The organism is Nocardia sp. alder85J, from assembly GCF_020176955.2.
In the GTDB taxonomy this organism is placed as follows: Bacteria; Actinomycetota; Actinomycetes; order Mycobacteriales; family Mycobacteriaceae; genus Nocardia.
In genome coordinates, this window is the sequence record NZ_JAIUCZ020000002.1 from 991,785 (window position 1) to 1,013,486 (window position 21,702).

The 21,702-nt window shown below is 71.9% G+C and carries 23 protein-coding genes; 10 read left to right on the top strand and 13 right to left on the bottom strand.

What is annotated here, in order from left to right; all coding sequences use genetic code 11:
* Nucleotides 1–77: 77 nt before the first annotated feature.
* Nucleotides 78–1,205 carry a M24 family metallopeptidase gene (locus LBW94_RS10635; protein ID WP_225053546.1) on the top strand — a complete coding sequence of 376 codons (1,128 nt, stop codon included), beginning with the start codon at nt 78–80 and terminating at the stop codon, nt 1,203–1,205.
* Between the two features lie 68 nt (nt 1,206–1,273).
* On the opposite strand, the gene LBW94_RS10640 is transcribed toward LBW94_RS10635, so the two are convergent.
* The gene (locus LBW94_RS10640) at nt 1,274–1,678 is read right to left on the bottom strand and encodes a PPOX class F420-dependent oxidoreductase (RefSeq protein WP_323137825.1); all 405 of its coding nucleotides are present in this window, start codon (nt 1,676–1,678) and stop codon (nt 1,274–1,276) included.
* A gap of 82 nt (nt 1,679–1,760) precedes the next feature.
* Between LBW94_RS10640 and LBW94_RS10645 the strand changes: the two genes are divergently transcribed.
* The 4 genes from LBW94_RS10645 (at nt 1,761) to LBW94_RS10660 (ending at nt 5,594) form a co-directional block, all read left to right on the top strand.
* Nucleotides 1,761–2,516, top strand: a complete 756-nt coding sequence (locus LBW94_RS10645) for an SDR family NAD(P)-dependent oxidoreductase (protein ID WP_225053548.1) — start codon at nt 1,761–1,763, stop codon at nt 2,514–2,516.
* Nucleotides 2,517–2,880: 364 nt separating this feature from the next.
* A complete protein-coding gene (gene cbiE, locus LBW94_RS10650; protein WP_225053550.1) occupies nt 2,881–4,131 on the top strand; it encodes a precorrin-6y C5,15-methyltransferase (decarboxylating) subunit CbiE in 1,251 nt (416 codons plus the stop codon).
* A gap of 81 nt (nt 4,132–4,212) precedes the next feature.
* On the top strand, nt 4,213–4,824 hold the full coding sequence (locus LBW94_RS10655; RefSeq protein ID WP_225053551.1) for a hypothetical protein: 612 nt from the start codon (nt 4,213–4,215) through the stop codon (nt 4,822–4,824).
* Complete coding sequence (locus tag LBW94_RS10660) at nt 4,821–5,594, top strand: cobalt-precorrin-6A reductase (RefSeq protein WP_225053854.1); 774 nt, start codon at nt 4,821–4,823, stop codon at nt 5,592–5,594. Before LBW94_RS10655 ends, LBW94_RS10660 begins: the two co-directional genes overlap by 4 nt.
* Here the strand turns inward: LBW94_RS10660 and LBW94_RS10665 are convergent.
* Genes LBW94_RS10665 through LBW94_RS10680 form a run of 4 tightly spaced genes read right to left on the bottom strand, consistent with a single transcriptional unit; the run spans nt 5,549 to nt 8,955 of the window.
* A complete protein-coding gene (locus tag LBW94_RS10665) occupies nt 5,549–6,106 on the bottom strand; it encodes a PadR family transcriptional regulator (RefSeq protein WP_225053553.1) in 558 nt (185 codons plus the stop codon). The genes LBW94_RS10660 and LBW94_RS10665 overlap by 46 nt on opposite strands.
* Before the next feature lie 23 nt (nt 6,107–6,129).
* Nucleotides 6,130–7,827, bottom strand: a complete 1,698-nt coding sequence (cobJ, locus tag LBW94_RS10670; RefSeq protein ID WP_225053555.1) for a precorrin-3B C(17)-methyltransferase — start codon at nt 7,825–7,827, stop codon at nt 6,130–6,132.
* Nucleotides 7,824–8,468 carry a precorrin-8X methylmutase gene (locus tag LBW94_RS10675; protein WP_225053556.1) on the bottom strand — a complete coding sequence of 215 codons (645 nt, stop codon included), beginning with the start codon at nt 8,466–8,468 and terminating at the stop codon, nt 7,824–7,826. Before LBW94_RS10675 ends, cobJ begins: the two co-directional genes overlap by 4 nt.
* 49 nt (nt 8,469–8,517) lie before the next feature.
* Nucleotides 8,518–8,955 (bottom strand): Lrp/AsnC family transcriptional regulator, encoded by a 438-nt coding sequence (locus tag LBW94_RS10680; protein WP_225053558.1) that lies wholly within the window; start codon nt 8,953–8,955, stop codon nt 8,518–8,520.
* Between the two features lie 133 nt (nt 8,956–9,088).
* On the opposite strand from LBW94_RS10680, the gene ddaH reads away from it, so the two are divergent.
* Complete coding sequence (ddaH, locus tag LBW94_RS10685; RefSeq protein ID WP_225053559.1) at nt 9,089–9,994, top strand: dimethylargininase; 906 nt, start codon at nt 9,089–9,091, stop codon at nt 9,992–9,994.
* Here the strand turns inward: ddaH and LBW94_RS10690 are convergent.
* A complete protein-coding gene (locus LBW94_RS10690) occupies nt 9,955–10,764 on the bottom strand; it encodes a class I SAM-dependent methyltransferase (protein WP_225053561.1) in 810 nt (269 codons plus the stop codon). The two genes, ddaH and LBW94_RS10690, sit on opposite strands and share 40 nt — an antisense overlap.
* A gap of 67 nt (nt 10,765–10,831) precedes the next feature.
* Here LBW94_RS10690 and LBW94_RS10695 point away from each other — a divergent pair, with 67 nt between their 5' ends.
* Nucleotides 10,832–11,419, top strand: coding sequence for a TetR/AcrR family transcriptional regulator (locus LBW94_RS10695; RefSeq protein ID WP_225053563.1), 588 nt, complete (start codon nt 10,832–10,834; stop codon nt 11,417–11,419).
* 111 nt (nt 11,420–11,530) lie between these two features.
* On the opposite strand, the gene cobG is transcribed toward LBW94_RS10695, so the two are convergent.
* From cobG to LBW94_RS10710, 3 genes are all read right to left on the bottom strand, one after another.
* A complete protein-coding gene (gene cobG, locus LBW94_RS10700) occupies nt 11,531–12,715 on the bottom strand; it encodes a precorrin-3B synthase (RefSeq protein ID WP_225053564.1) in 1,185 nt (394 codons plus the stop codon).
* A gap of 143 nt (nt 12,716–12,858) precedes the next feature.
* On the bottom strand, nt 12,859–13,188 hold the full coding sequence (locus tag LBW94_RS10705; RefSeq protein WP_225053566.1) for a hypothetical protein: 330 nt from the start codon (nt 13,186–13,188) through the stop codon (nt 12,859–12,861).
* Nucleotides 13,189–13,247: 59 nt separating this feature from the next.
* On the bottom strand, nt 13,248–13,469 hold the full coding sequence (locus LBW94_RS10710; RefSeq protein ID WP_225053567.1) for a hypothetical protein: 222 nt from the start codon (nt 13,467–13,469) through the stop codon (nt 13,248–13,250).
* Between the two features lie 312 nt (nt 13,470–13,781).
* Between LBW94_RS10710 and cobN the strand changes: the two genes are divergently transcribed.
* On the top strand, nt 13,782–17,450 hold the full coding sequence (gene cobN / locus LBW94_RS10715; protein WP_225053569.1) for a cobaltochelatase subunit CobN: 3,669 nt from the start codon (nt 13,782–13,784) through the stop codon (nt 17,448–17,450).
* A 14-nt stretch (nt 17,451–17,464) separates the two neighbouring features.
* Here the strand turns inward: cobN and LBW94_RS10720 are convergent, their stop codons facing one another.
* Together LBW94_RS10720 and map are read right to left on the bottom strand one after the other, a co-directional pair.
* Nucleotides 17,465–17,857, bottom strand: coding sequence for a PPOX class F420-dependent oxidoreductase (locus LBW94_RS10720; RefSeq protein WP_225053571.1), 393 nt, complete (start codon nt 17,855–17,857; stop codon nt 17,465–17,467).
* A gap of 18 nt (nt 17,858–17,875) precedes the next feature.
* Nucleotides 17,876–18,643 carry a type I methionyl aminopeptidase gene (map, locus tag LBW94_RS10725; protein ID WP_225053573.1) on the bottom strand — a complete coding sequence of 256 codons (768 nt, stop codon included), beginning with the start codon at nt 18,641–18,643 and terminating at the stop codon, nt 17,876–17,878.
* 76 nt (nt 18,644–18,719) lie between these two features.
* On the opposite strand from map, the gene LBW94_RS10730 reads away from it, so the two are divergent.
* Nucleotides 18,720–18,983: a helix-turn-helix transcriptional regulator gene (locus tag LBW94_RS10730; protein WP_225053574.1), complete on the top strand. Its 264-nt coding sequence runs from the start codon at nt 18,720–18,722 to the stop codon at nt 18,981–18,983.
* A 7-nt stretch (nt 18,984–18,990) separates the two neighbouring features.
* On the opposite strand, the gene LBW94_RS10735 is transcribed toward LBW94_RS10730, so the two are convergent.
* Together LBW94_RS10735 and LBW94_RS10740 are read right to left on the bottom strand one after the other, a co-directional pair.
* Entirely contained in the window at nt 18,991–19,950 is a 960-nt protein-coding gene (locus LBW94_RS10735; RefSeq protein ID WP_225053576.1) for a S1C family serine protease, read from the bottom strand.
* A 512-nt stretch (nt 19,951–20,462) separates the two neighbouring features.
* Nucleotides 20,463–21,071, bottom strand: coding sequence for a TetR/AcrR family transcriptional regulator (locus LBW94_RS10740; RefSeq protein ID WP_225053578.1), 609 nt, complete (start codon nt 21,069–21,071; stop codon nt 20,463–20,465).
* 115 nt (nt 21,072–21,186) lie between these two features.
* Here LBW94_RS10740 and LBW94_RS10745 point away from each other — a divergent pair, with 115 nt between their 5' ends.
* A complete protein-coding gene (locus LBW94_RS10745; RefSeq protein ID WP_225053580.1) occupies nt 21,187–21,660 on the top strand; it encodes a hypothetical protein in 474 nt (157 codons plus the stop codon).
* Nucleotides 21,661–21,702: the final 42 nt, after the last annotated feature.

Genomic DNA, 21,702 nt, shown 5'->3' on the forward strand with positions numbered 1-21,702 from the left:
GGCCGGTGTGGGTGCGGTGCAGCACGCCGGGCGCTGCGACCGGCGAGCGAACCGTCCGGCTTGTAGTGTCGGTGGGTATGAGTGCGCACACGGAGTCTCGATTTTCGGCGGATGTGTACGGTAATCGGCTGGAGCGGGCGGCGGAACTGACGCGCGCGGCGCATCTGGACGCGCTGCTGATCACGCCGGGGCCGGACCTGTTGTACCTGATCGGTTCCCGCGCGCAGTCCTTCGAGCGGCTGACCTGCCTGGTGATCCCGTCGAGCGGGGAGACGGCCTCGGTGGTGATCCCGAAGATGGAGCTGGCCGCGCTGGGCGGTTCGGCGGCGGGTGAGCTGGGCTTGCAGGTGCTGGACTGGACCGACGGTGTCGACCCGTACCGGGTCGTGAAGTCGGCGGTCAACGCCGGGGCGCGGGTGGCCGTCGCCGATTCGATGCCCGCACTGCATCTGCTGCCGATCGCGAATTCGCTGACCGCTCTGCCGGTTTCGGCGACGCCGGTGCTGCGGCGGCTGCGGATGACCAAGGACGCGGCGGAGATCGAGGCGTTGCGGCGGGCGGGTGCGGCCATCGACCGGGTGCACGCGCGGATGGGTGAGTGGCTGCGTCCCGGGCGCACCGAGGCCGAGGTGGCCGCCGACATCGCCGCGGCCATCGTGGCGGAGGGACACACCGGTGCGGAGTTCGTGATCGTCGGCAGCGGGCCCCACGGCGCCGATCCGCATCACGAGGTGTCCGCGCGGCGCATCGAGGCCGGTGACGTGGTGGTGATCGATATCGGCGGACCGGTCGAGCCCGGCTATTTCTCCGACTCCACCCGCACCTACGTGCTGGGTGAGCCGGATGCCGAGATCGCCGAGCGGGTGGCGGTGCTGGCGGCGGCGCAGGCGGCCGCGGTGGCGGCGGTGCGGCCCGGGGTCACCGCCGAATCGATCGACGCGGTGGCGCGAAACCTGTTGGCCGAGGCCGGTTTCGGGGATGCGTTCATCCACCGGACCGGGCACGGCATCGGGCTGTCGGTGCACGAGGAGCCCTACATCGTGGCGGGCAACGACCTGGTGCTGGAGCCGGGCATGGCGTTCAGTGTGGAGCCGGGGATCTACTTCGGCGGCGAGTGGGGCGCCCGCATCGAGGACATCGTGATCGTCACCGAGGACGGCGGCGAAGCGGTCAACCACCGCCCCCACGATCTCACCGTGCTCTGAATCACCTGCGGCCCAGGATAATCCACAACCCGCACCCGGCACTCCAGTAACCTCGGTGCCTCGGTGGCTCAGCGCAACTGGCTGCCGGCCAGTACCCGGCCGACTCGGATGGCGAGTACCACGCGGGCCGGGTTCTCCCGGGGGGTGCGGTAGCGGTGGGCGTAGCGCTGTTCGGCGTCGGTGACGTCGGCGGGGGCGGTGAGGACTTCGGCGGGGCCTTCCAGGGTCAGCCAGCGGGCTCCGTCGACCTGGCTGACCGCCGCGTAGCCGCCGCGCTGCGCGTTGCGGGCCTTCACCGAGTCGCCGGAGGTGATGACGCGAGCGATCCCGGCCGCCTGGTCCCAGGTGAAGCCGACGGCGACCACGTGCGGGGTGCCGTCGGCGCGCAGGGTGGTGAGCGTGGCCAGGTGTCGTTCGGTCACGAACTCGAGGGCGGCGGGGGACAGTTCGATGCGGGTGCCCGTGCTGGTCATGCGCAGACGCTACCAAGCGGGTCCGACAGGGTGGCCGAGTACCCGGGACGGGCGGACCTGCCGCAATGGCACACTGTTGTCCATGGCTGTGCGGGAACTGGACGAAGGTGCGATTCTGCTGCTGGGCGGCCGCAGTGAGATGGGTCTCGAGCTGGTGCGCCGGATCGCGGCGGGCCGGACGGTGATCCTGGCCGCGCGGCGCAGCGGCGAGCTGGACGCCGAGCAGGCCGCCGTCGAGCAGGCGGGTGCGGCGGCCGTGCATCGGGTCGAATTCGATGCCGACGATCTGGCGGCCCATCAGCCGCTGCTGGAGAAGCTCGCCGCCGAGTACGGCCGGTTGGGCGCGGTGGTGCTGGCCTTCGGGGTGCTCGGTGATCAGGCTCGGGCCGAACTCGATCCGGCCGCGGCGGTGGCGGTGGTGCAGACCGATTACGTCGCGCAGATCAGTGTGCTCACGGTTGCGGCGAATCTGCTGCGCGCCCAGGGTTCCGGGCATCTGGTGGTGTTCGGGTCGGTCGCGGGTGTGCGGGTGCGGCGTGCCAACTACGTGTACGGTTCGGCCAAGGCCGGTCTCGACGGGTTCACCTCGGGACTCGGCGATGCCCTGCACGGCAGCGGCGTGCACCTGCTGCTGGTCCGCCCCGGTTTCGTGATCGGCCGGATGACCGAGGGTATGGATCCGGCCCCGTTCTCCAGCACCCCGGACCAGGTGGCCGCCGCGGTCGTGGCGGCCCTGCACCGCCGCGCCGACCGGGTCTGGGTGCCGGGAATCCTGCGGCTGGTGTTCGCCGTCGCACGCGTCCTCCCGCAGTCCGTGTGGCGCCGGATGCCCCGGTGAGGCGGGCTGCTACGGCGCGACCCGGATCGAGTGCCGGTGACCGGCGCCGCGGGCCGGGCGCGACGCCGGGATCACCCGCCGCGACGGCCCGAATCCTGCACAGCGCATCGGGCACAGCGGTGGCGCGGCCGCAACGGTGTGCCCGGGACCGGTCCGGCGGGTGCGCGGGATCGCCGGTGTCGTGGTTCGGATCGCGGGTCCGGGACCGGTTGCGAGGGCAGGGGTCTGCGGGGGTGGTGCGGCCCGCCGCGGCTGGAGGCCGACAGGGAACGGCGAACCGGGCAGCGGTGATCCGGTCCGGGCTGTCGGCCGCAGCCGGGCGCCACGGGGCGGCCCGGTCAGGGTACGTGAGGTGAAAAGTACTGTGCGACAAGTGATCACGGTGGTCGGCATCGGGGCCGACGGGTGGGACGGGCTCGGCGGTGCGGCCCGGTCGGCGATCGAGGGGGCGGAGGTGGTGTTCGGGTCGGCGCGGCAGTTGGGGCTGGTGCCCGCGGCGGTGCGGGGGCCGCGCCGGGCGCCGTGGCCGTCGCCGCTGGTGCCTGCCCTGCCGGAACTGCTTGCCGCGCATGCCGATTCCCGGGTGTGCGTGCTCGCCAGCGGGGATCCGATGTTCTACGGGATCGGGGTGACGCTCGCCAAACTGGTCGGGCCGCAGGCATTGCGGGTGTTGCCGCAGCCGTCGTCGGCGTCGCTGGCGTGTGCGCGGCTGGGCTGGGCGCTGGACCGGACGCCGGTGGTGAGCATCGTCGGGCGACGGCTGGAGACGGTGCTGCCGGAGCTGGGCGACGGACGCCGGGTGCTGGTGCTGGCGCCGGACGCGAACGGACCGGCCGAGGTGGCGGACCTGCTGGCGCGCAACGGATTCGGCGGTTCGGCGGTCACCGTGCTGGAACAACTGGGCGGGCCGGCGGAACGGATCGCGACCGGGGTCGCGGCGAACTGGTCACTGCCGCCGGGGGATCCGCTGGCGGTGGTGGCGATCGAGTGCCGGGCCGATCCGGAGGCGCCACGGTCGACCCGGCTGCCCGGCCTGCCCGACGACAGGTACGGCGGCGACGGGCAGATGACGAAGGCGGAGGTGCGGGCGCTGTCGATCGCCGCGCTCGCGCCCGCGCCGGGGGAACTGCTGTGGGATGTCGGCGGTGGCTCCGGCACGATCGCCATCGAATGGTGCCGCACCCATCCGGATTGCCGCGCGCTCACCTTCGAGCGCAGCGAGGCGCGCCGGCGGCAGATCGTGGCGAACGCGGCCGCGCTGGGGGTGCCCGGCATCGAGGTGCGCGGTGAGGTGCTGGCGGTGTTGCGGGCGACGGAACCGCCGGTGCCGGACGCGATCTTCCTCGGCGGCGGGCTGACCCAGCCGGACCTGTTCGACCTCTGCTGGGAGCGGTTGCGGCCGGGCGGGCGGCTGGTCGCGAACGCGGTCACCGCCGAATCCGAAGCGCTGCTGCTGACCTGGGCCGCGGCGCACGGGGGCCGGCTCGGCAAGATGCAGGTGTACCGCGCGGAACCGTTGGGTGGCTTCACCGCCTGGCGTCCGCAGCTGCCGGTGACGCAGTGGGTGGCGGTGAAGAATGCTTGCTTCGATGGGAAACCTCGCGATTCGAGATGAAACGGACACGAGTCACCGGGTATGGTCGTTCGTCGTAATCCGATTGTTATATCGGACTTGCTCGAACTCGATGGGACTCAGATGAGAATCAGCACGTTCACCGCCACGGCCCTGGTGGCCATCGCCGCGACCGGCATCGCCGCCGGCACCGCCGCCGCCGATCCGACGGTGCCGGCCCCCGACCAGGTGCAGACCCAGACCGTGACTCCCGCGGTGCACGGTGAGGATCAGGGCGTCGCCTACTCCACCACGCTCGCCGACGCCGGGAAGTCGATCGTCACCGCGGTCACCGGCGGCAGGTTCGCGCTGGACACCACCGGCAAGTCGGTCACGCTGACCAACGACGCGGGCCAGATCGTCATGCAGTACCCGCTGGTCGTCGAGTCCAAGGACCGCAAGGGCGAGGTGGCCGCGGACATCTCCGCCGACGGCTCGCAGCTGACCCTGACCCCGCGTGTCGATCACGTCGTCACGGCGAAGGACATCTCGGCGCAGGACTGGTTCTTCTCGGAGTTGCAGCACGCGTCGCTGGGCGCCGCGGTCGGTGCGCTCATCGGCGCGCTGATCGGCGTGTGGTTCTTCGGTGTCGGCCTGATCCCGGCCGCGCTGCTCGGCGGCGTGATCGGCCTGCTGGTGGCCGGTGGTCCTGCGCTGCTGGACGCGGGCTCCGCGTATTTCGGCGGCCAGCCCTGAGAATTCTGCTGCTCGGCGGTACCCGGGAGGCCCGGGAACTCGCCGTAACCCTGACCGGCGAGCGAGGATTCGAGATCGTGTCCTCGCTCGCCGGTCGGGTGCGCGACCCGGTGCTGCCGGTCGGCGAGGTGCGCGTCGGCGGTTTCGGCGGCCTCGCCGGACTGCGGGAATGGCTGGCGGGCAACGACATCGAGGCGATCGTCGACGCCACCCACCCGTTCGCGGGCACCATGTCCGCGCACGCCGCGGCGGCGGCCGGGGACCTGGGACTGCCGCTGCTGCACCTGCGGCGGCCCGGCTGGCCCGCCCGGACCGGTGACCGCTGGCTGCGGGTGCCGGATCTCGCCGCGGCGGCCGGCGCCGCCGCGGACCTGGGCGACCGCATCTTCCTCACCATCGGCCGGCAGGGCGTCGGTGCTTTCGCACACCTGACCCGGCCGTGGTTCCTGATCCGCGCGATCGATCCGCCCACCGCCGCGCTGCCGCCCCGGCACGAGATCCTGCTGGCGCGTGGGCCGTTCACCGTGGCGGAGGAGCTGCGGCTGCTGGCCGAGCGTCACATCGACGTCCTGGTCACCAAGGACAGCGGCGGCGAGCTGACCGAGGCCAAGCTGACCGCGGCCCGGGAGCGCGCGGTGCCGGTGGTGCTGGTCGACCGGCCGCCGCTGCCGCCCGGCGCACCGGTCGCCGATACCGTCGGCGCCGCCCGGGACTGGTTGCTGGCTCAGGCCGGTTCGCCGGACTCCTCGGCCAGCAGCGCGGGTAGCTGATCGAACCAGTCCAGCACCGCCCGCTCGTAGCGCACGCCGAATTCGACAGTGGCGCGGTCGAATCGGGAGCCCGGGTCGGCCGGTTGGGCCAGGCCGATCAGGTAGCCGCTGAGCCGCTGCTCGTGCACGGCCCGGTTGGCGGCGATGATGCGCCGCAGCCGTTCCGGATCGACGAACTGCCCGAACGACAGCGTCAGCAGCAGCGGCACCCGGATGGTCTCGGCGCCGGGATCGCGAGCGATCCACTGCGCGAACGCTTCCCGGCCCGCCTCGGTGATGCGGTAGGGCGTGCGCTCGCGGGCCCCGGTCTCGCCCTTGGTCACCAGTCCGGAGCGGTCCATCGCGGCGAGTTCGCGATACACCTGGCTCTGGGTGATGGTCCAGAAGTCGCCGATGCGAATCTGGGCCAGGGTCACCAGGTCCCAGCCGGACATCGGTCCCTCGTGCAGGAACCCCAGCAGCGACGCCGCGGTCGAGTTCAGCCCGCGCGCGGCCGGATCGTCGGCCACCACCGCTCCCTTCCGTCACCTACATTCTACTTTGGAATGTCGTACGCTACGCCTCCGTGGTAGCGCCGGGAAGTGTAGACCCGGGTGCCGCCGGGGGTGTCGAACGCGGCGGTGGTCGAGGCGCCGACGATGAGCAGGGTGCGCATGTCGACGTCGGCGGGATCCAGCTCGGCGAGGGTGATCACCCGTACCGATTCGGCAGGCCCGCCCACGTCGCGGCCCAGGACCACCGGGGTGCCGGGCTTGCGGTGTTCCAGCAGCAGATCCTTCAGCGCGGCCACCTGCCAGGTGCGCTGGGACGAGGCCGGATTGTAGACGGCCAGGGCCATGTCGGCGGCGGCCACGGCCGAGATGCGCTGGGCGACGGTCTCCCACGGCTTGAGCCGATCCGACAGCGAGATCATCGCGAAATCGTGCCCGAGCGGCGCGCCCACCCGGCTCGCGACCGCGCCGGCGGCGGTCACACCGGGCAGCACCCGCACCGGCACGTCCCGCCACTGCGGGTCCGCCGACTCCTCGACCACCGCGGCCGCCATCGCGAACACGCCCGGATCGCCGGAGGACACGACCGCCACCCGGGCGCCCTGGCGGGCCAGGTCCAATGCCATGGCGGCCCGCTCGGATTCGACCTTGTTGTCGCTGGCGTGCCGCCGCTGCCCCGGCCGTTGCGGCACCCGGTTCACATAGGTGGTGTAGCCGACCAGATCGGTCGCCTCGGCGAGCACCTCCGTCACCTCCGGCGTGGTCCATGCCGTGGCGCCGGGGCCGAGCCCGATGACGACCACGCCGCCGCCCTCGGGGAAATGCCGGACCGGTACCGATTCGGCTGTCCGGCCCGCGCCGTAGCGCGGCACCGTGTCGTCGGTGCCGGGGTGTGCCGCGACCGGTGGCGCTGTGGTAGCTGCCGTGCTCGCCGGTGCGGTCGCGGTCGCCTGCGCCACGGATCCGCTGGGCTCCCGGGTGAGGGGGATCGGGGTGGTCGGGCGCGGGCCGGGCAGCAGCGTGATGGCGAAGTACGGCACGTCCGCGTCGTCGACGTCGGCGGCGCGCAGTACTTTCTGGCGGCCGGTGCTGGCGCGTTCCACGTAGTAGGCGTCGTCCAGCCGGCCGGAGTCCGAGAGTGCTTGCCGCACGGTCGGATAGGTGCGGCCCAGTTTCATGACGGCGGCCGCGTCGGTGGCGGCGAGGCGGCGGGCGAGTTCGTCGGCGGGCAGGGTGCCGGGCAGGACGGTGAGTACCTGCTCACCCTCGACCAGCGGGGTGGCCAGCGCCGCCGAGGCCGCGCTCACCGAGGTCACGCCGGGGATGATCTCCGCCTCGAATCGGCCGGCCAGCCGTCGGTGCATGTGCATGTAGGAGCTGTAGAACAGCGGGTCGCCCGCGGCCAGCAGGGCGACCGAGCGGCCGGCGGCCAGATGGGTCGCCAGGCGTTCGGCGGCCTGCTCGTAGAACTCGTCCATCGCGCCCTGATAGCCGCCGGGGTGGTCGGTGGTCTCGGTGGTCACCGGGTAGACCAGGTGTTCCTCCAGCTGGCCGGGCCGCATGTACGGCGCCGCGATGCCGCGGGAGATGCTGCGGCCGTGCCGGGCGCTGTGGAAGGCCACGACGTCGGCCGCGCCGATGATCCGCGCGGCCTTGACCGTCACCAGTTCCGGATCGCCGGGGCCCAGGCCGATTCCCCAGAGTTTGCCCGCCACCGGGCCGTTGCCGTGCTGCGCGCTCATTCCCGCTCGCTCGCGATCGCGTTGAGGGCCGCCGCGGTGATCGCGCTGCCGCCGCGCCGCCCGTGCACCGTCAGGAATTCGACGCCGCCGTGGTCGGCCAGCGCCTGCTTGGACTCGGCCGCGCCGATGAAGCCGACCGGGATGCCCAGCACCGCCGCCGGTCGCGGCGCCCCGGCGTCGAGCATGTCGAGCAGGTGGAACAGCGCCGTGGGCGCGTTGCCGACGGCCACCACTGCGCCGTCGAGGCGGTCGCGCCACAGTTCCAGCGCCGCGGCGGACCGGGTGTTGCCCAGCGATCGGGCCAGTTCGGGCACCCGTGGATCGGCGAGCAGGCAGAGCACCTCGTTGTCCGCGGGCAGCCGCGCGCGGGTCACCCCGGAGGCGACCATGGTGGCGTCGCAGAGGATCGGCGCTCCGGCGCGCAGCGCGGCCCGGGCCCGCGCCACCACCGCGGCGCTGTGGTCCACGTCCGCCGCCAGATCCACCTGCCCGCAGGCGTGGATCATCCGCACCACCACCTGGGCGACGTCGGCCGGGAACCGGGCCAGATCGGCCTCGGCCCGGATGGTCGCGAACGATCGCCGATAGATCTCGGCGCCGTCGGTGAGATAGCTGGTACGTGTCCGGGAAGCGTCGGGCATGGGATCCACAGTAGAAGTGCGATTCTCACGATCCGGTAGCGGGTCGCGGTCAGGTGCGCGGACGCTCCAGCAGCCGTGACATCACGATGCTGCTGCGGGTGCGCCCGACCCGGGCGTTCTCCCGGATGCGCTCGACCGTGGACTCGATCTCGGCCATGTCGGTGGCCATCACGTGGACCAGCGCGTCGGCCTCGCCCGCGATCGTCCACACACCCACCACCTGCGGGATCGGTTCCAGGCTGCGGCGCAGTTCGGCGGGGGTGATGTTGTCGCGGTAGTAGACCTCCACGTACGCCTCGGTGCGCCAGCCCAGGGCGACCGGGTTGACCAGCGCCGTGAATCCGGTGATCTGCCCGGCGGCCACCATCTTGTCGACCCGCCGTTTCACCGCCGGCGCCGACAGCCCGACCCCGGCGCCGATGTCCTGGAAGGAGGCACGGGCCTGCCGCAGCAGGTGGGCGAGGATTCGCCGATCGATGTCGTCCATGCCGGTTCCTCCGCTGGGACGCAACAATTCGCCGTTGAAGAGATCATCTGCGCAACAGATACCTGTTCCGAGCGCAACACTACGCCCATTACCGTCGAGAAATCCTTGTCGCGCCGACTTGCAGGGAGTCCCGTTGACGCTCTCGACCTCGCCGGTCCCGTCCGCCGCCCTCGGCGCTCCCGAGCCGGCCACCGTGCGCGGCCCGGTTCCGCGACGCTTCCTCATGTGCCGCCCGGAGCACTTCGACGTCACCTACGCGATCAATCCCTGGATGGACACCGGCACGCCGGTGGACCGCGGCAAGGCGGTCGCGCAGTGGGAGGCGTTGTGCGCGGTCTATCGGCAGCACGGGCACGAGGTGGATCTGATCGACGGTGTGCCCGGTCTGCCGGACATGGTGTTCGCCGCCAACGGCGGGCTGGTGATCGGCGATCGGGCGCTGTCGGCGCGGTTCGCCACGCCCGAGCGGGCCGCGGAAGGCCCGGCGTACCACCGCTGGATGAGCGAGCGCGGCCCGGCCCGGGTGGCCGCGGCGGCCGAATTCAACGAGGGCGAGGGCGATTTCGCGATCGCCGGCGACCGGATCCTGGCCGGGACCGGGTTCCGCAGTTCGCGGGCGGCCCATCGCGAGGTGGAACGCTTCTTCGGGCGGCAGGTGGTGTCGCTGGAACTGGTCGACCCGCGGTTCTACCATCTGGACACCGCGTTGATGGCGCTCGGTGACACCGTCGCGTACTACCCGGCGGCGTTCTCCCCGGACAGCGTGCGGCTACTGGCCCGGTTGTATCCCGACGCGGTGCTGGCCGACGCCGGCGACGCGCAGGTGCTGGGGCTCAACGGGGTCTGCGACGGCTACCACGTCTTCCTCTCCGATCGGGCGGTCCGCCTGGCCGAGCAGTTGCGCGAGCGCGGCTACCACCCGGTCGGCGTCGACCTGTCGGAACTGCTGAAGTCCGGCGGCAGCGTGAAGTGCTGCACGCTGGAGTGGCACGGGTACCGTCAGTCCCGTCGCGGCGCGGTGACCACCATCGTGGTGTAGGCGGCGGTGAAGCTGCCGCCGAGCGCGTCGATGGCCGCGCCGACCTCGGTCAGCACCGCCTGCTGCCGGTCGGCGGGCAGCCGGGTCATCGGGCCCTGGGTGGGCATCTGGTCCAGCCACTCGTCGCGGGTGTAGGTGGGCTCCCAGTCGAATCGCCACTGCTCGGGCTGCTCGAACGCACCCGAGGCCGCGATGCTCTCGGCCACCTTGTCGAACAGCGGCCGGTACACCTCCAGGCCGGTGCGCTGGGCCTGGAAGTCGAAGGGGGAGTCGGGGACCACCCGGTGGTACACCTCGGCGAAGGCCAGTCGCACCGGCTCGGGCAGTTCGAACACGTGCCAGAACGGCGCCAGCCGGCCGCCGGGACGCAGCACCTCGGCGGCCTTCGCGGCCCCGGCGACCGGATCGACCCAGTGCCAGGCCGTCCCCGCGACCACGGCATCGAAGCGCCGCCCCGCGGATTCCCAGGTCTCGAAGGTGGCGATCTCGACCTCGAGTCCGGTCTGCCGGGCGAAGTCGGCCATCCGGGCATCGGGTTCGACACCCAGCACCCGGGCGCCCGCCGCCGCGAACTGGCGTGTCGCGATGCCGGTGCCGCACCCGACATCGAGCACGTCCGGTTCCCGGCTCGCGGCGACGATTCGCTGGATCAGGGCCTCGGGATAGCCGGGGCGGGCACGGTCGTAGCGTGCGGCGTCGACGCCGAAGGATTCGGCGATCCCACGGTGCTGATGGGGTGCGACCGGCGGTGGAGCTTCTGGAGTGGGCATGCGCCCACAGTAGTGGGCCAATGCCCACTCAACAATCCGTGTTCGCTGCGAGCGATACCATCGAGCGATGCCGACCGGAGTAGCGATTCGCGATGTGCGCCGACAGTTGTTCGACGCCGCCGAGCGGGTGCTGCTGCGCGACGGGCCCAGCGGGCTCACCAGCCGCGCGGTCACCGCGGAGGCGGGTGTCGCGAAAGGCGTGCTGCACCGGCATTTCGAGGATTTCGACGCCTTCCTGGCCGAACTCGTGCTCGACCGGGCCGGGCGGATGGACACTCAGGCCGCCGCGCTGCGCGACGCCGCGGGCGCCGGCACGGTGGTCGCCAATCTGACCGCGGCGCTGACCGCCCTGTTCGAATCGGTCGCGGTCGCCGTGGTGGCGCTCATCGTCTTCCGTGACGAACTGCGCCACCGGTTGCGGGAGACCTGGCCCGCGGGAGTGCCGATCCTGACCGAGGGCGCGATCATGGTGACCGAATACCTCACCGCGGAACGCGAACTCGGCCGCCTGGCGCCCGACGCCGAGGTCGACGCCCTGGCTCCCCTGCTGATCGGCACCGCGCACCTGCTGTTCGCCGACCGGACCGGCGACCGTCCGGACTCCGTCGCCGTGAGCCGGGCCGTCACGACCGTGGTCGGTGGCGTCCTGCGCTGATACCCGTTGACGCCCGGCGCAATTCGAGCGGGCGGCCGGTGCCGGCGGCGGTGGACGGCCGCGCGCAGCGGACGGCCGGGCGACCCCGGAACGCCTGGTGCGCTGCCGAGGTCAGTGCCCGGGCGGGGTGATGCGGTAGCCGTCCGGCTCGGCCACCACGTCGGTGGCGGCGCCGCGGGGGCGGCCGCAGCGGCGTTCGCAGCCCGACCAGTGCTGCCGTCCCGGCACCTCGAGCGCGTCGGCGGTGAGTCCGTGCTCGGCGGCGGCGGGCGGGCCGTCGTGGATCCGGCCGTCCGCGACGGCGGTGGCGGCGTCGGCCCGGACGTCGGTGCGGGACTTGGCGCAGCCGGGCTGTCCGGCGCACGCGCTGACGAGCAGCCACGGGGAGCCGGCGTCGAAGATCAGGCCCATCGGCGCGAGCACCCGGACGGCGGTTTCGGCCACCCCTTCGTCCAGGTCGGTGAGGACCAGGCTGCGCCACGGCGTCACCACGAGCGGGCGTTCGACGGCGGCGAGGAATTCGGCGGTCCGGGTCGGCAGGCTGCCCAGCGGCACACCCGCTCCGAGCGCCACCCGGCCGTCGTCCTGGGTGAGCCAGCCGATCGGAATGTCGTGGTGGGCACCGAATTCCAGCGGTTCGGTGGTCGCGGTGAGGCCGAGGTCCGCGATCACCCAGGCGATGCCGCCGGGTACCTCGTGCAGCCGCCACCGGTCACCGCGCACCCGCTGGAAACCGTGTGCGGCGGCCAGCATCGTGTCGACGGCCCGATCCGCGGGCACCCGGACGCCGGTGTCGCGACCGCCGAGCAGCAGCGCGTACTCGTCGCCGCCGGTGGCGTGCAGGCCGATGTCGCCGCCGAGCCCGCTGATGTCGCCGCGGCCGTCGTCGAGGGTGAACAGCACCCGGCCGGGCAGTTCGGACAGTTCCGGCGCGGCCTGCAAGGCCGCGTCCAGTGCCGGGATCAGGGGGTGCACATCGGCCCAGCCGCCGACCCGGCCGGACAACGGGGACGCCACGATATTGCGCACCCGCTCGTGGGTCGGGCTGGGCAGCAGCTCGGCGGCGGCCAGCCGCTCGGCCAGCGCCGCCGCATCGTGCACCTGCCGCAACTGCACGTTGCCGCGCGAGGTCAACTCGATGGCGTCGTTGCCCAGCGCACGGGCCGCCTCGGCGAGGGCCTGCAACTGATCCGGGCGCAGCCGCCCGCCCGGCAGCCGGATGCGCGCCAGCGGGCCGTCGGCCGCCTCGTGCAGCCGCAGCACGCCGGGGCAGGAATCGGGCCGGGAGCGGGTCACGATCCACCAGCCTACGAGGCGTGGACCGGCGGTGCGGTGCCGGGACGCGGTCCGGGGTCCGGCGGGGTGGAGAAACGCACAGCGCTCCGGCGAGGGCCCCGAGGCCGGCGGTCGGAGACGCCGGGCCCCGGGGGTGAGTGCGGTCAGATGCCGGGCCAGGTGCGCGGCGCGGCGGCTCGGGCGGCCGCACGCCGGCGCGCCCGGGCGGCGCTGGCCTGGTCCCATTCGTCGGTGAGCAGATTCGGCCCGCCGTGGTGGTGGGTGTGGTCGCGGTGCACGGTCGCGGCGAGTACCCCGATGCTGACGATCACGACCGCGGCGCACAGGCCGCCCGCGACCATCGCCCAGCGGGTGTGGCCGCTGGCGGCGGCGGTCAACGCCATCGCCAGCGTGGCGAAGCCGATCAGCACGGCCAGATAGCTCGTCCAGGCGACGAACCGGTTGCGGCGAGCCCAGATCGGAGTGGCGCGCATGGATGCGTCCTTCCGTGGTCGGTGAATGGGGTCGTCGGTGAGCGAAGTCGCCGGGGCGGTCAGCCGCGGCGGCGGAGCCGGGGAGCCCGTTGCCAGCTGTCGGACAGCAATCGTGGGGTGGTGTGGTGGTCGGAGTGATCGCGGCGCACCGTGGATTCGAAGACCACCAGACCGGTGATCGCGACCACCGCGCACAGCACGGCAGCGACCACCGCGAGGTGGGGCCGATCACCGGCAGCAGCCGCCAGCGCCATTGCTAGCAAAGCAACAGCAACCATCATGCTTGTTATCCCTGACCAGGCAGCAAAGCGGTTCCGCCTGGCCCACCCGGGCGAGTTCGGCATACTTTGAGCGTACGCCTGTGGATCGAATTCGGGGAGAGGAAACGGACTGGTCGTTCTGTGTCGCCGAGCGTTCGCGGCGGTGGGCACCGGGACCCGGTGCGGGGGTGGGCCGGTCGGTTCGCGGTAGCATCCGGGGGCTTGCCGGAACGAGGAAACCGGTGTGATTCCGGGCGGTCGCGCCACTGTGACAGTCAGACCCTCCAGGCGGGCAGACCACCGATGGGCGCATGACCCGAGGAAAGGCTCGCCGTGATACTGCTGCTGTCCACGTCCGATACCGACCTGTTGTCCGCGCGGGCCGGTGGCGCCGACTACCGGCTGGGGAATCCGGCCCGGTTGCTGCCCGACGATCTGCCGGGGCTGCTCGACGGCGTCGATCTGGTGGTGGTCCGGTTGCTCGGCGGTCGCCGGGCCTGGGAAGAGGGCCTGGACGCGCTGCGCGCGAGCGGAATTCCGCTGGTGGCCCTCGGCGGTGAGATGGCGCCCGACGCCGAGCTGATGGAATGTTCGACGGTGCCCGGCGGCGTCGCCGCCGACGCGCACAACTACCTCGCCGCGGGCGGTCCGGCCAATCTGCGGCAACTGCACCACTTCCTGTCCGACACCGTGCTGCTCACCGGGCACGGATTCGAGCCGCCGGTGCAACTGCCCGCCTGGGGTGCGCTGGAACGCGCCGCGCGCGAGGTGGACGGTCCCACCGTCGCGGTGCTCTACTACCGTGCCCAGCATCTGGCCGGGAACACCGCCTACATCGAGGCGTTGTGCGCGGCGATCGAGGATGCGGGCGGGCGCCCGCTGCCGCTGTACTGCGCGTCGCTGCGCACCGCCGAACCCGCGCTGATCGACACCCTGCGCGCCGCCGACACACTGGTGGTGACGGTGCTCGCGGCCGGCGGCAGCACCCCCGCCGCGGTGTCCGCCGGCGGCGACGACGCGGCCTGGGACATCGGCGCGCTCGCCGACCTGGACGTGCCGATCCTGCAGGGCCTGTGCCTCACCGGCAGCCGGGCGCAGTGGGCCGGCAACGACGACGGCCTCTCGCCGCTGGACGTCGCCACCCAGGTGGCGGTGCCCGAATTCGACGGGCGGCTCATCACGGTGCCGTTCTCGTTCAAGGAGTTCGACGCGGACGGGCTGTCGAGCTATGTGCCCGATCCGGAGCGGGCGGCCCGGGTGGCCGGAATCGCGGTGCGGCACGCCCGGTTGCGGCACATCCCGCCCGCGGGGCGCCGGATCGCGCTGATGCTGTCGGCGTATCCGACCAAGCACGCGCGGATCGGCAACGCGGTCGGCCTGGACACCCCGGCCAGCGCGATCCGGCTGCTGGCCGCCATGCGGGAGGCGGGGTACGACCTGGGCCCGGCCGGCGCGGTGCCCGGCCTCGAGGAGCGCGACGGCGACGCGCTGATCCACGCGATCATCGCCGCGGGCGGCCAGGATCCGGACTGGCTGACCGCGGAACAGTTGGAGGGCAACCCGATTCGCATCTCCGCGGCGCGCTATGCGAGCTGGTTCGGCACGCTGCCGGCGGAGCTGCGCGAAGCGGTCGTCGCGGCGTGGGGGCCGCCGCCGGGTGAACTGTACGTGGACCGGTCCGCCGATCCGGCGGGTGAGATCGTCATCGCCGCGCTGCGTTTCGGCAATCTGGTGCTGATGGTGCAGCCGCCGCGCGGCTTCGGCGAGAATCCGGTGGCGATCTACCACGATCCGGATCTGCCGCCGAGCCACCACTATCTGGCGGCCTACCGGTGGCTGTCGATGCCGGACGCGGACGGCGGCTTCGGGGCGCACGCGCTGGTGCATCTCGGCAAGCACGGCAATCTGGAATGGCTGCCGGGCAAGACCGTCGGCATGTCCGCGGCCTGCGGTACCGATGCGGCGCTGGGTGATCTGCCGCTGATCTACCCGTTCCTGGTCAACGATCCGGGCGAGGGCACCCAGGCCAAGCGCCGCGCGCACGCCACCCTGGTCGATCACCTGATCCCGCCCATGGCGCGGGCCGAGACCTACGGTGACATCGCCCGGCTGGAGCAACTGCTCGACGAGCACGCCAACATCTCCGCGCTCGATCCGGCGAAACTGCCGGCGATCCGGCAGCAGATCTGGACGCTGATGCGGGCGGCCGAGATGGACCACGATCTCGGACTGTCCGACCGGCCCGACGAGGACGCCTTCGACGACATGCTGCTGCACGTCGACGGCTGGCTGTGCGAGATCAAGGACGTGCAGATCCGCGACGGCCTGCACGTGCTCGGTCAGGCGCCGATGGGCGAGACCGAGCTGGATCTGGTGCTGGCGATGCTGCGCGCACGGCAACTGTGGGGTGGTGAGATCGCGGTGCCCGGCCTGCGGGAGGCATTGGGGCTGGACGAATCCGGCGGCGAGTCGCGTGAGCGGGTGGACGCGGTCGAGGCGCGGGCGCGGGCGCTGCTGGCCGGGTTGCAGGCGGCCGAGTGGTCGGCGGATGCGGTGGACGACCTGCTGGGCCGGTACGTGGTCGTCGGCGACCCTGTGCCGGTTGATGATCCGGCGGTGGCCGGTGATCCGGCGGCGATTCTGGTGCCCACGAACCGGATCGAGACGTTGCGGGCCGTGTTGCGTTTCGCCGCAACCGAAGTCGTGCCGCGGCTGCGGCAGACCGGGGTGGAGATCGATCGGGTGCTGCACGCGCTGAACGGTGGATTCATCCCGTCCGGGCCGAGCGGATCACCGCTGCGTGGCCTGATCAACGTGCTGCCCACCGGGCGCAATTTCTATTCCGTGGACCCGAAGGCGGTGCCGTCGCGACTGGCCTGGGAAACCGGTCAGGCGATGGCGGATTCGCTGCTGGACCGCTACCGCGCCGATCACGGCGAGTATCCGCGTTCGGTGGGCCTGTCGGTGTGGGGCACCTCCGCGATGCGGACCTCCGGCGACGACATCGCGGAAGTGCTCGCGCTGCTGGGCGTCCGGCCGGTGTGGGACGAGGCCAGCCGGCGGGTGACCACACTGGAGGCGATCCCCCTCGCCGAACTGGGCCGCCCCCGCGTCGATGTCACCGTCCGCATCTCCGGATTCTTCCGGGACGCGTTCCCGCACGTGCTGGCGCTGCTGGACGATGCGGTGCGGCTTGTCGCGGGGCTGGACGAGCCGGCCGAGTCGAATTACGTACGGGCACACAGCCAGGCGGATCTGGCCGGGCACGGCGACGAGCGCCGGGCCACCACCCGGATCTTCGGTTCCAAGCCCGGGACCTACGGTGCGGGGTTGCTGCAACTGATCGACTCGCGCAGCTGGCGCACCGACGACGATCTCGCGCAGGTCTACACCGCGTGGGGCGGTTACGCCTACGGCCGCGACCTCGACGGCGCCCCGGCGGCCGACGACATGCGGACCGCCTATCGGCGAATCGCGGTGGCCGCCAAGAACACCGACACCCGTGAGCACGACATCGCGGACTCCGACGACTATTTCCAGTACCACGGCGGCATGGTCGCCGCGGTGCGCGCGCTGACCGGGCGCAACCCCGAGGCGTACATCGGCGACAGCACCCGGCCGGACGCGGTGCGCACCCGCACGCTGTCGGAGGAGACCACGCGGGTCTTCCGCGCCCGGGTGGTGAATCCGCGCTGGCTGGAGGCCATGCGCCGGCACGGCTACAAGGGCGCGTTCGAGATGGCGGCGACTGTCGACTACCTGTTCGGCTACGACGCCACCACCAATGTGGTCGCCGACTGGATGTACGAGAAGCTCTCCGAGAGTTACGTTTTCGACGAGACCAACCGGAAGTTCATGGAGCAGTCGAATCCGTGGGCGCTGCACGGCATCGCCGAACGGCTGCTGGAGGCCGCCGAACGCAAGCTGTGGCAGCACCCGCAGCCGGAGACGCTGGACCGGCTGCGGCAGGTCTACCTGGAGACCGAGGGCGAGCTGGAGTAGGCGCCCCCGCCCTCCTACTCCGGGCGGCCCGCGGTGATCTCGATGCCGACGGTGCCGTTGCGGCCGCGGCGCAGGGTGCTGGCGGTCACGACGAGCCAGCCGGGCAGCGAGTAGCGCTTCTTGATCAGCGTGCGGGTGCGGTCGCCACCGGCCTCGTCGAGGATGTGGGCGGTGGCCTCGACCACCTCGTCGCCCTGGGGTTTGCCGGAGGCGTTGCAGGCCTGCACCGTGACCGCGGGGTTGCGGCGGATCCGCTTCACCTTCCAGCTGTCGGCGACGGTCCAGACGTACAGTTTGCCGTCGTCGAGTGCGGCCCAGATCGGCGTGCCGACCGGGGTGCCGTCCTTGCGGAAGGTGGTGAGCAGCACGTATTTCGCGGTACCGGCGGTGCCGAAGGGGTTGTCCACCCGCGCAGCCTATCCGGTTCAGGCGGCGAGGGTGAGAATGCGCGGCCCGTCCTCGGTGATCGCGACGGTGTGTTCGCTGTGGGCGGTGCGGGAGCCGTCGGCGGAGCGGATCGTCCAGCCGTCGGGGTCGGTGACGATGCGGTCGGTGGTGCGGGCGAACCAGGGCTCGATGGCGATGGTCAGGCCCGGCCGCAGCGGGAAACCGCGGCCGGCCCGGCCGTCGTTGGGGACGTGCGGGTCCTCGTGCATGGTGCGGCCGAGGCCGTGCCCGCCGAACTGGGTGTTCACCGGATAACCGTGCCCGTGCGCGACGGCGGCGATCGCGGCGGAGATGTCGCCGATGCGGCCGCCGGGCCGGGCGGCCGTGACCGCCGCCGCCAGCGCCTCCTCGGTGGCCCGGACCAGGCGCAGATCCTCGGCGTCGGGGGTGCCGACGATCACCGTGGTGGCGGAGTCGGCGACCCAGCCGTCGATCGAGACCGCCAGATCCATGCTCAGCACATCGCCGTCGCGCAGGGTGTAGTCGAACGGAAGTCCGTGCAGCACCGCGTCGTTCACCGACAGGCAGACGGTGTTGCGGAACGGGCCGCTGCCGAAGGAGGGGGCGTAGTCCCAGTAGCAGGAGACCGCACCCCGGTCACGGATGCGGTCGCGCACCTGCTGTTCCAGTTCCAGCAGGTTGACCCCCACCCGCGCCCGCCCGCGCAGATCGGCCAGGACGTCGGCGACGAACTGCCCGGTCACCCGCATGCGCTCGATCTCCGCGGGCGTCTTCAACTCCACCACTGCACACCTCCACCTTCGGTATTTAAATACCACCATAGTGCTTGCGGTATTTTAATACCATTCGTATGCTGGCTGCATGGTCCGAGTTCCGCTCACTCCCGCGCAGGTCGAGGCCGGCCGCCGGCTCGGTGCCTGTCTGCGCACCCTGCGCGCCGACCGCGATCTCGGTGCCGTCGCCATTGCCGCGGGGATCTCGCCGGAGACGTTGCGCAAGATCGAATCCGGCCGGCTGCCCAGCCCCGCCTTCGGCACCGTCGTCGGCCTGAGCCGCGCTCTCGGGGTGCCGCTACAGGATCTGGCGGATGTCTGGCAGGCCGCGGCACTCGCCGAATCCGCCTGAAAGTCCGTCACTGCGCGCTCAATTCGACCGGCACCGCGATCACATCGACCATCGCGCCGTTGCGCAGGACCGTCACCGGCAGCGCGCGGCCGATCGCGTCGGCGAACAGGCGGCGCTGAATGCCTTGGGCGTCATGGATTTCCGCGCGATCCACACTGAGCACCAGATCGCCCCGGCGGATCCCGGCCCGATCGGCCGGACCGCCGCCGACCACCTCCATCACCCGCAGCGCCGCCCGCTGCCCGGTGCGCGCGGCCACGGCGTCGGGCAGCGGCGCCGGTACCCCGACCACGCCCAGATAGGCCCGCCGCACCCGGCCCTCGGACAGCAGCGTGCTGACGATGCGCCGGGTCGTGGCATTGATCGGAATCGCCAGGCCGAGCCCGATGCCCGCCACCGCCGTGTTGACGCCGACCACTCGGCCCGCCGAATCTGCCAGCGCGCCACCGGAATTGCCGGGGTTGAGGGCCGCATCGGTCTGGATGACATCCTCGATGACCCGGGTGCTGCGCCGGCTGCCGACCGGCACCGAACGGCCCAGCGCACTCACCACCCCCGCCGTGACCGAGCCCGCGAGCCCCAGCGGGCTGCCGACCGCCACCACCAACTGCCCCACCACCAGGGCATCGGCATCGCCGAGGGTCACCGCGGCCGGAGCGCCGCCGCGCGCCCGCAGCACCGCGAGATCCGAGAGCGGATCCGCGCCGACGGTATCGAACCGGGTCTCCGTACCGTCGGCGAAGACGGCCGTGCCGGTCGTTTCCGAGCCGACCACGTGCGCATTGGTGAGCAGGAAGCCGTCCCCGGTGAACACCACGGCCGACCCCCCGCCACGCCGCGTCTGCACGCTCACGACATGCGGTGTCACCGCCTGCGCGACCGCAATCACGGTCCGCGAATACGCGTCCAGCGCAGCCGCATCCCGTGCCTCGGTCTGACCCGCCGGGAATTCGACGCTGTCGGTCACCGCGACCACCCACCTGGATTACACGATTACAGTGTTATCCCACCAGCATGCGCCGAGATCACCGCCCCGGCGATCCCGTTCGCCCACAGCGCATCCCCGGGTTCGGTTCCGTTCCGCCGGTGCCCGGCCGTCCGATGACACACCTCGTTCGCGCGGCGCACACCGTCTCGGGGACGCGCACGCCGTCCTGGGGACGCGCACATTTCCGCGGCGCGCATTGTTCCGGTGATACGTATCGTTCCGGTGGCACGCATGGCTCTGGCGCACGCATGGTTCTGGTGACGTGCATCGCTGTGGTGACGCAGACGGTTCCGGTGGAGCGCATTGTTCTGGTGCCCGACGCTGCTCCGGTGGCGCGTCTCGTTCCGTGACGCCCATGGCAGCTTCGGCGGCACCATCCTCGCCACCTCGCGTCCAGGATTCGGTGCCGTACGGTGCTCGGGTGACGCAGGCACGGCGTTCTGTGACGCACCTCGGTTCGGTGCGGAGCCGCAGCGGGGGGATGCGGAAGCTCAGCGCGGGAAGGCCGGTAGCAGGGCGTCGGCGAGTGCGGCGGAGGAGGGCAGGGTGATCAGGGCGCTGGGCGGGCTGAGTTGACGTTGCAGTGCGCGCTGGTGTGCGGCGCCTATCAGCAGCAGTGCGAAGGGACGTAGATCGGCGTCCGGTGCGGCGTGGCCGGACAGGCGGGCCTGCACGACTTCGATCGCGCGGTGCGGGCCCAGGTCCAGATCCTGGCTGCGCTGCTGATACACCGCGCGCAACCCGGCATCGGAGCCCACGGCCGCCAGGACCGGCAGCGCGAGGTGGAAGAACTCCTCGAACGCCTCGAGCAGGGTGCGCAATTCGGCGCGCAGATCCGCGTCGCGGGGCCGGTCCCGTTCCGCGACCATGTCCTTCAGCGGTTGCAGATGGTGCTGAATCACTGCTTGCAGCAACCCCATTCGATCGCCGAAATGGTAGAAGATGCTGGATTCGGCGACACCGGCCCGCGCGGCGACCTCCTTGGTGGACAGCCGCGCCACCCCCGACTCGGTGAGCACCTCCTGCGCTCCCGCGACGAGTGCCTCCCGCACCCCCGTGCGCGGACGCCCTCGGGTGCGCTTGCCCGGATCCGCCGTCACCACGTCTCCTACCTGCCTCGATGCCGATCGTGCTCTCCGATTGTTGCAGGTTGCCACAGGGCGACGTATTTTCTGAGTATCGACTCAGTAATTAGGTGACCCGGAGGTGCTCACCATGTCCACTCCCGCTCCCGCTCGCCCGGTACGGGCCTCGCGCACCCAGCGCGCGATCGATACCGTCATCCGCACCCTGCTGCGCTCTCCGCTGCACGGCCTGCTCAGCGGAAAGTTGCTGACTGTCGTCGTGATCGGGCGCAAGACCGGCCGCCGCATCCCCGTCCCGGTCGCCTACGCCGAGGACGACGGCGTCCTCCTCATCGGCACCCCCGCCGCCTGGCGCCGCAACCTGAAACCGGAGACCCCGGTCGAGGTGATCCTGCGTGGCCGTACCGTCTGGGCGGACTGGGATGTCGTCACCGACGAGGACCAGATCGCCGACCTGTATCGGGTGATCCTGGTGAAGAACGCCACCCACGGCCGGTTCGTCAAGGTGAGTCTCGAGCCTGACGGCAGCGTCGATCGCGCAGAACTTCGCGCCGCCATGGACCGCGGTGTCGTGGTGCTGCGGCTACGCCCCCGCGCCGAGTGATCCGAAAGTCCGGGACCGGTCCCGGCTCGGGGCGCGCCGGTG

What these genes read in the sequence shown, in the direction of transcription:
- LBW94_RS10710 (WP_225053567.1), bottom strand. Translation starts at nt 13,469, where the DNA reads ATGATGGTTGCTGTTGCTTTGCTAGCAATGGCGCTGGCGGCTGCTGCC.
- LBW94_RS10645 (WP_225053548.1), top strand. Translation starts at nt 1,761, where the DNA reads ATGGCTGTGCGGGAACTGGACGAAGGTGCGATTCTGCTGCTGGGCGGC.
- LBW94_RS10655 (WP_225053551.1), top strand. Translation starts at nt 4,213, where the DNA reads ATGAGAATCAGCACGTTCACCGCCACGGCCCTGGTGGCCATCGCCGCG.
- LBW94_RS10635 (WP_225053546.1), top strand. Translation starts at nt 78, where the DNA reads ATGAGTGCGCACACGGAGTCTCGATTTTCGGCGGATGTGTACGGTAAT.
- LBW94_RS10675 (WP_225053556.1), bottom strand. Translation starts at nt 8,468, where the DNA reads ATGCCCGACGCTTCCCGGACACGTACCAGCTATCTCACCGACGGCGCC.
- LBW94_RS10705 (WP_225053566.1), bottom strand. Translation starts at nt 13,188, where the DNA reads ATGCGCGCCACTCCGATCTGGGCTCGCCGCAACCGGTTCGTCGCCTGG.
- LBW94_RS10730 (WP_225053574.1), top strand. Translation starts at nt 18,720, where the DNA reads ATGGTCCGAGTTCCGCTCACTCCCGCGCAGGTCGAGGCCGGCCGCCGG.
- cobJ (WP_225053555.1), bottom strand. Translation starts at nt 7,827, where the DNA reads ATGAGCGCGCAGCACGGCAACGGCCCGGTGGCGGGCAAACTCTGGGGA.
- LBW94_RS10690 (WP_225053561.1), bottom strand. Translation starts at nt 10,764, where the DNA reads ATGCCCACTCCAGAAGCTCCACCGCCGGTCGCACCCCATCAGCACCGT.
- LBW94_RS10640 (WP_323137825.1), bottom strand. Translation starts at nt 1,678, where the DNA reads ATGACCAGCACGGGCACCCGCATCGAACTGTCCCCCGCCGCCCTCGAG.
- LBW94_RS10695 (WP_225053563.1), top strand. Translation starts at nt 10,832, where the DNA reads ATGCCGACCGGAGTAGCGATTCGCGATGTGCGCCGACAGTTGTTCGAC.
- LBW94_RS10745 (WP_225053580.1), top strand. Translation starts at nt 21,187, where the DNA reads ATGTCCACTCCCGCTCCCGCTCGCCCGGTACGGGCCTCGCGCACCCAG.
- LBW94_RS10680 (WP_225053558.1), bottom strand. Translation starts at nt 8,955, where the DNA reads ATGGACGACATCGATCGGCGAATCCTCGCCCACCTGCTGCGGCAGGCC.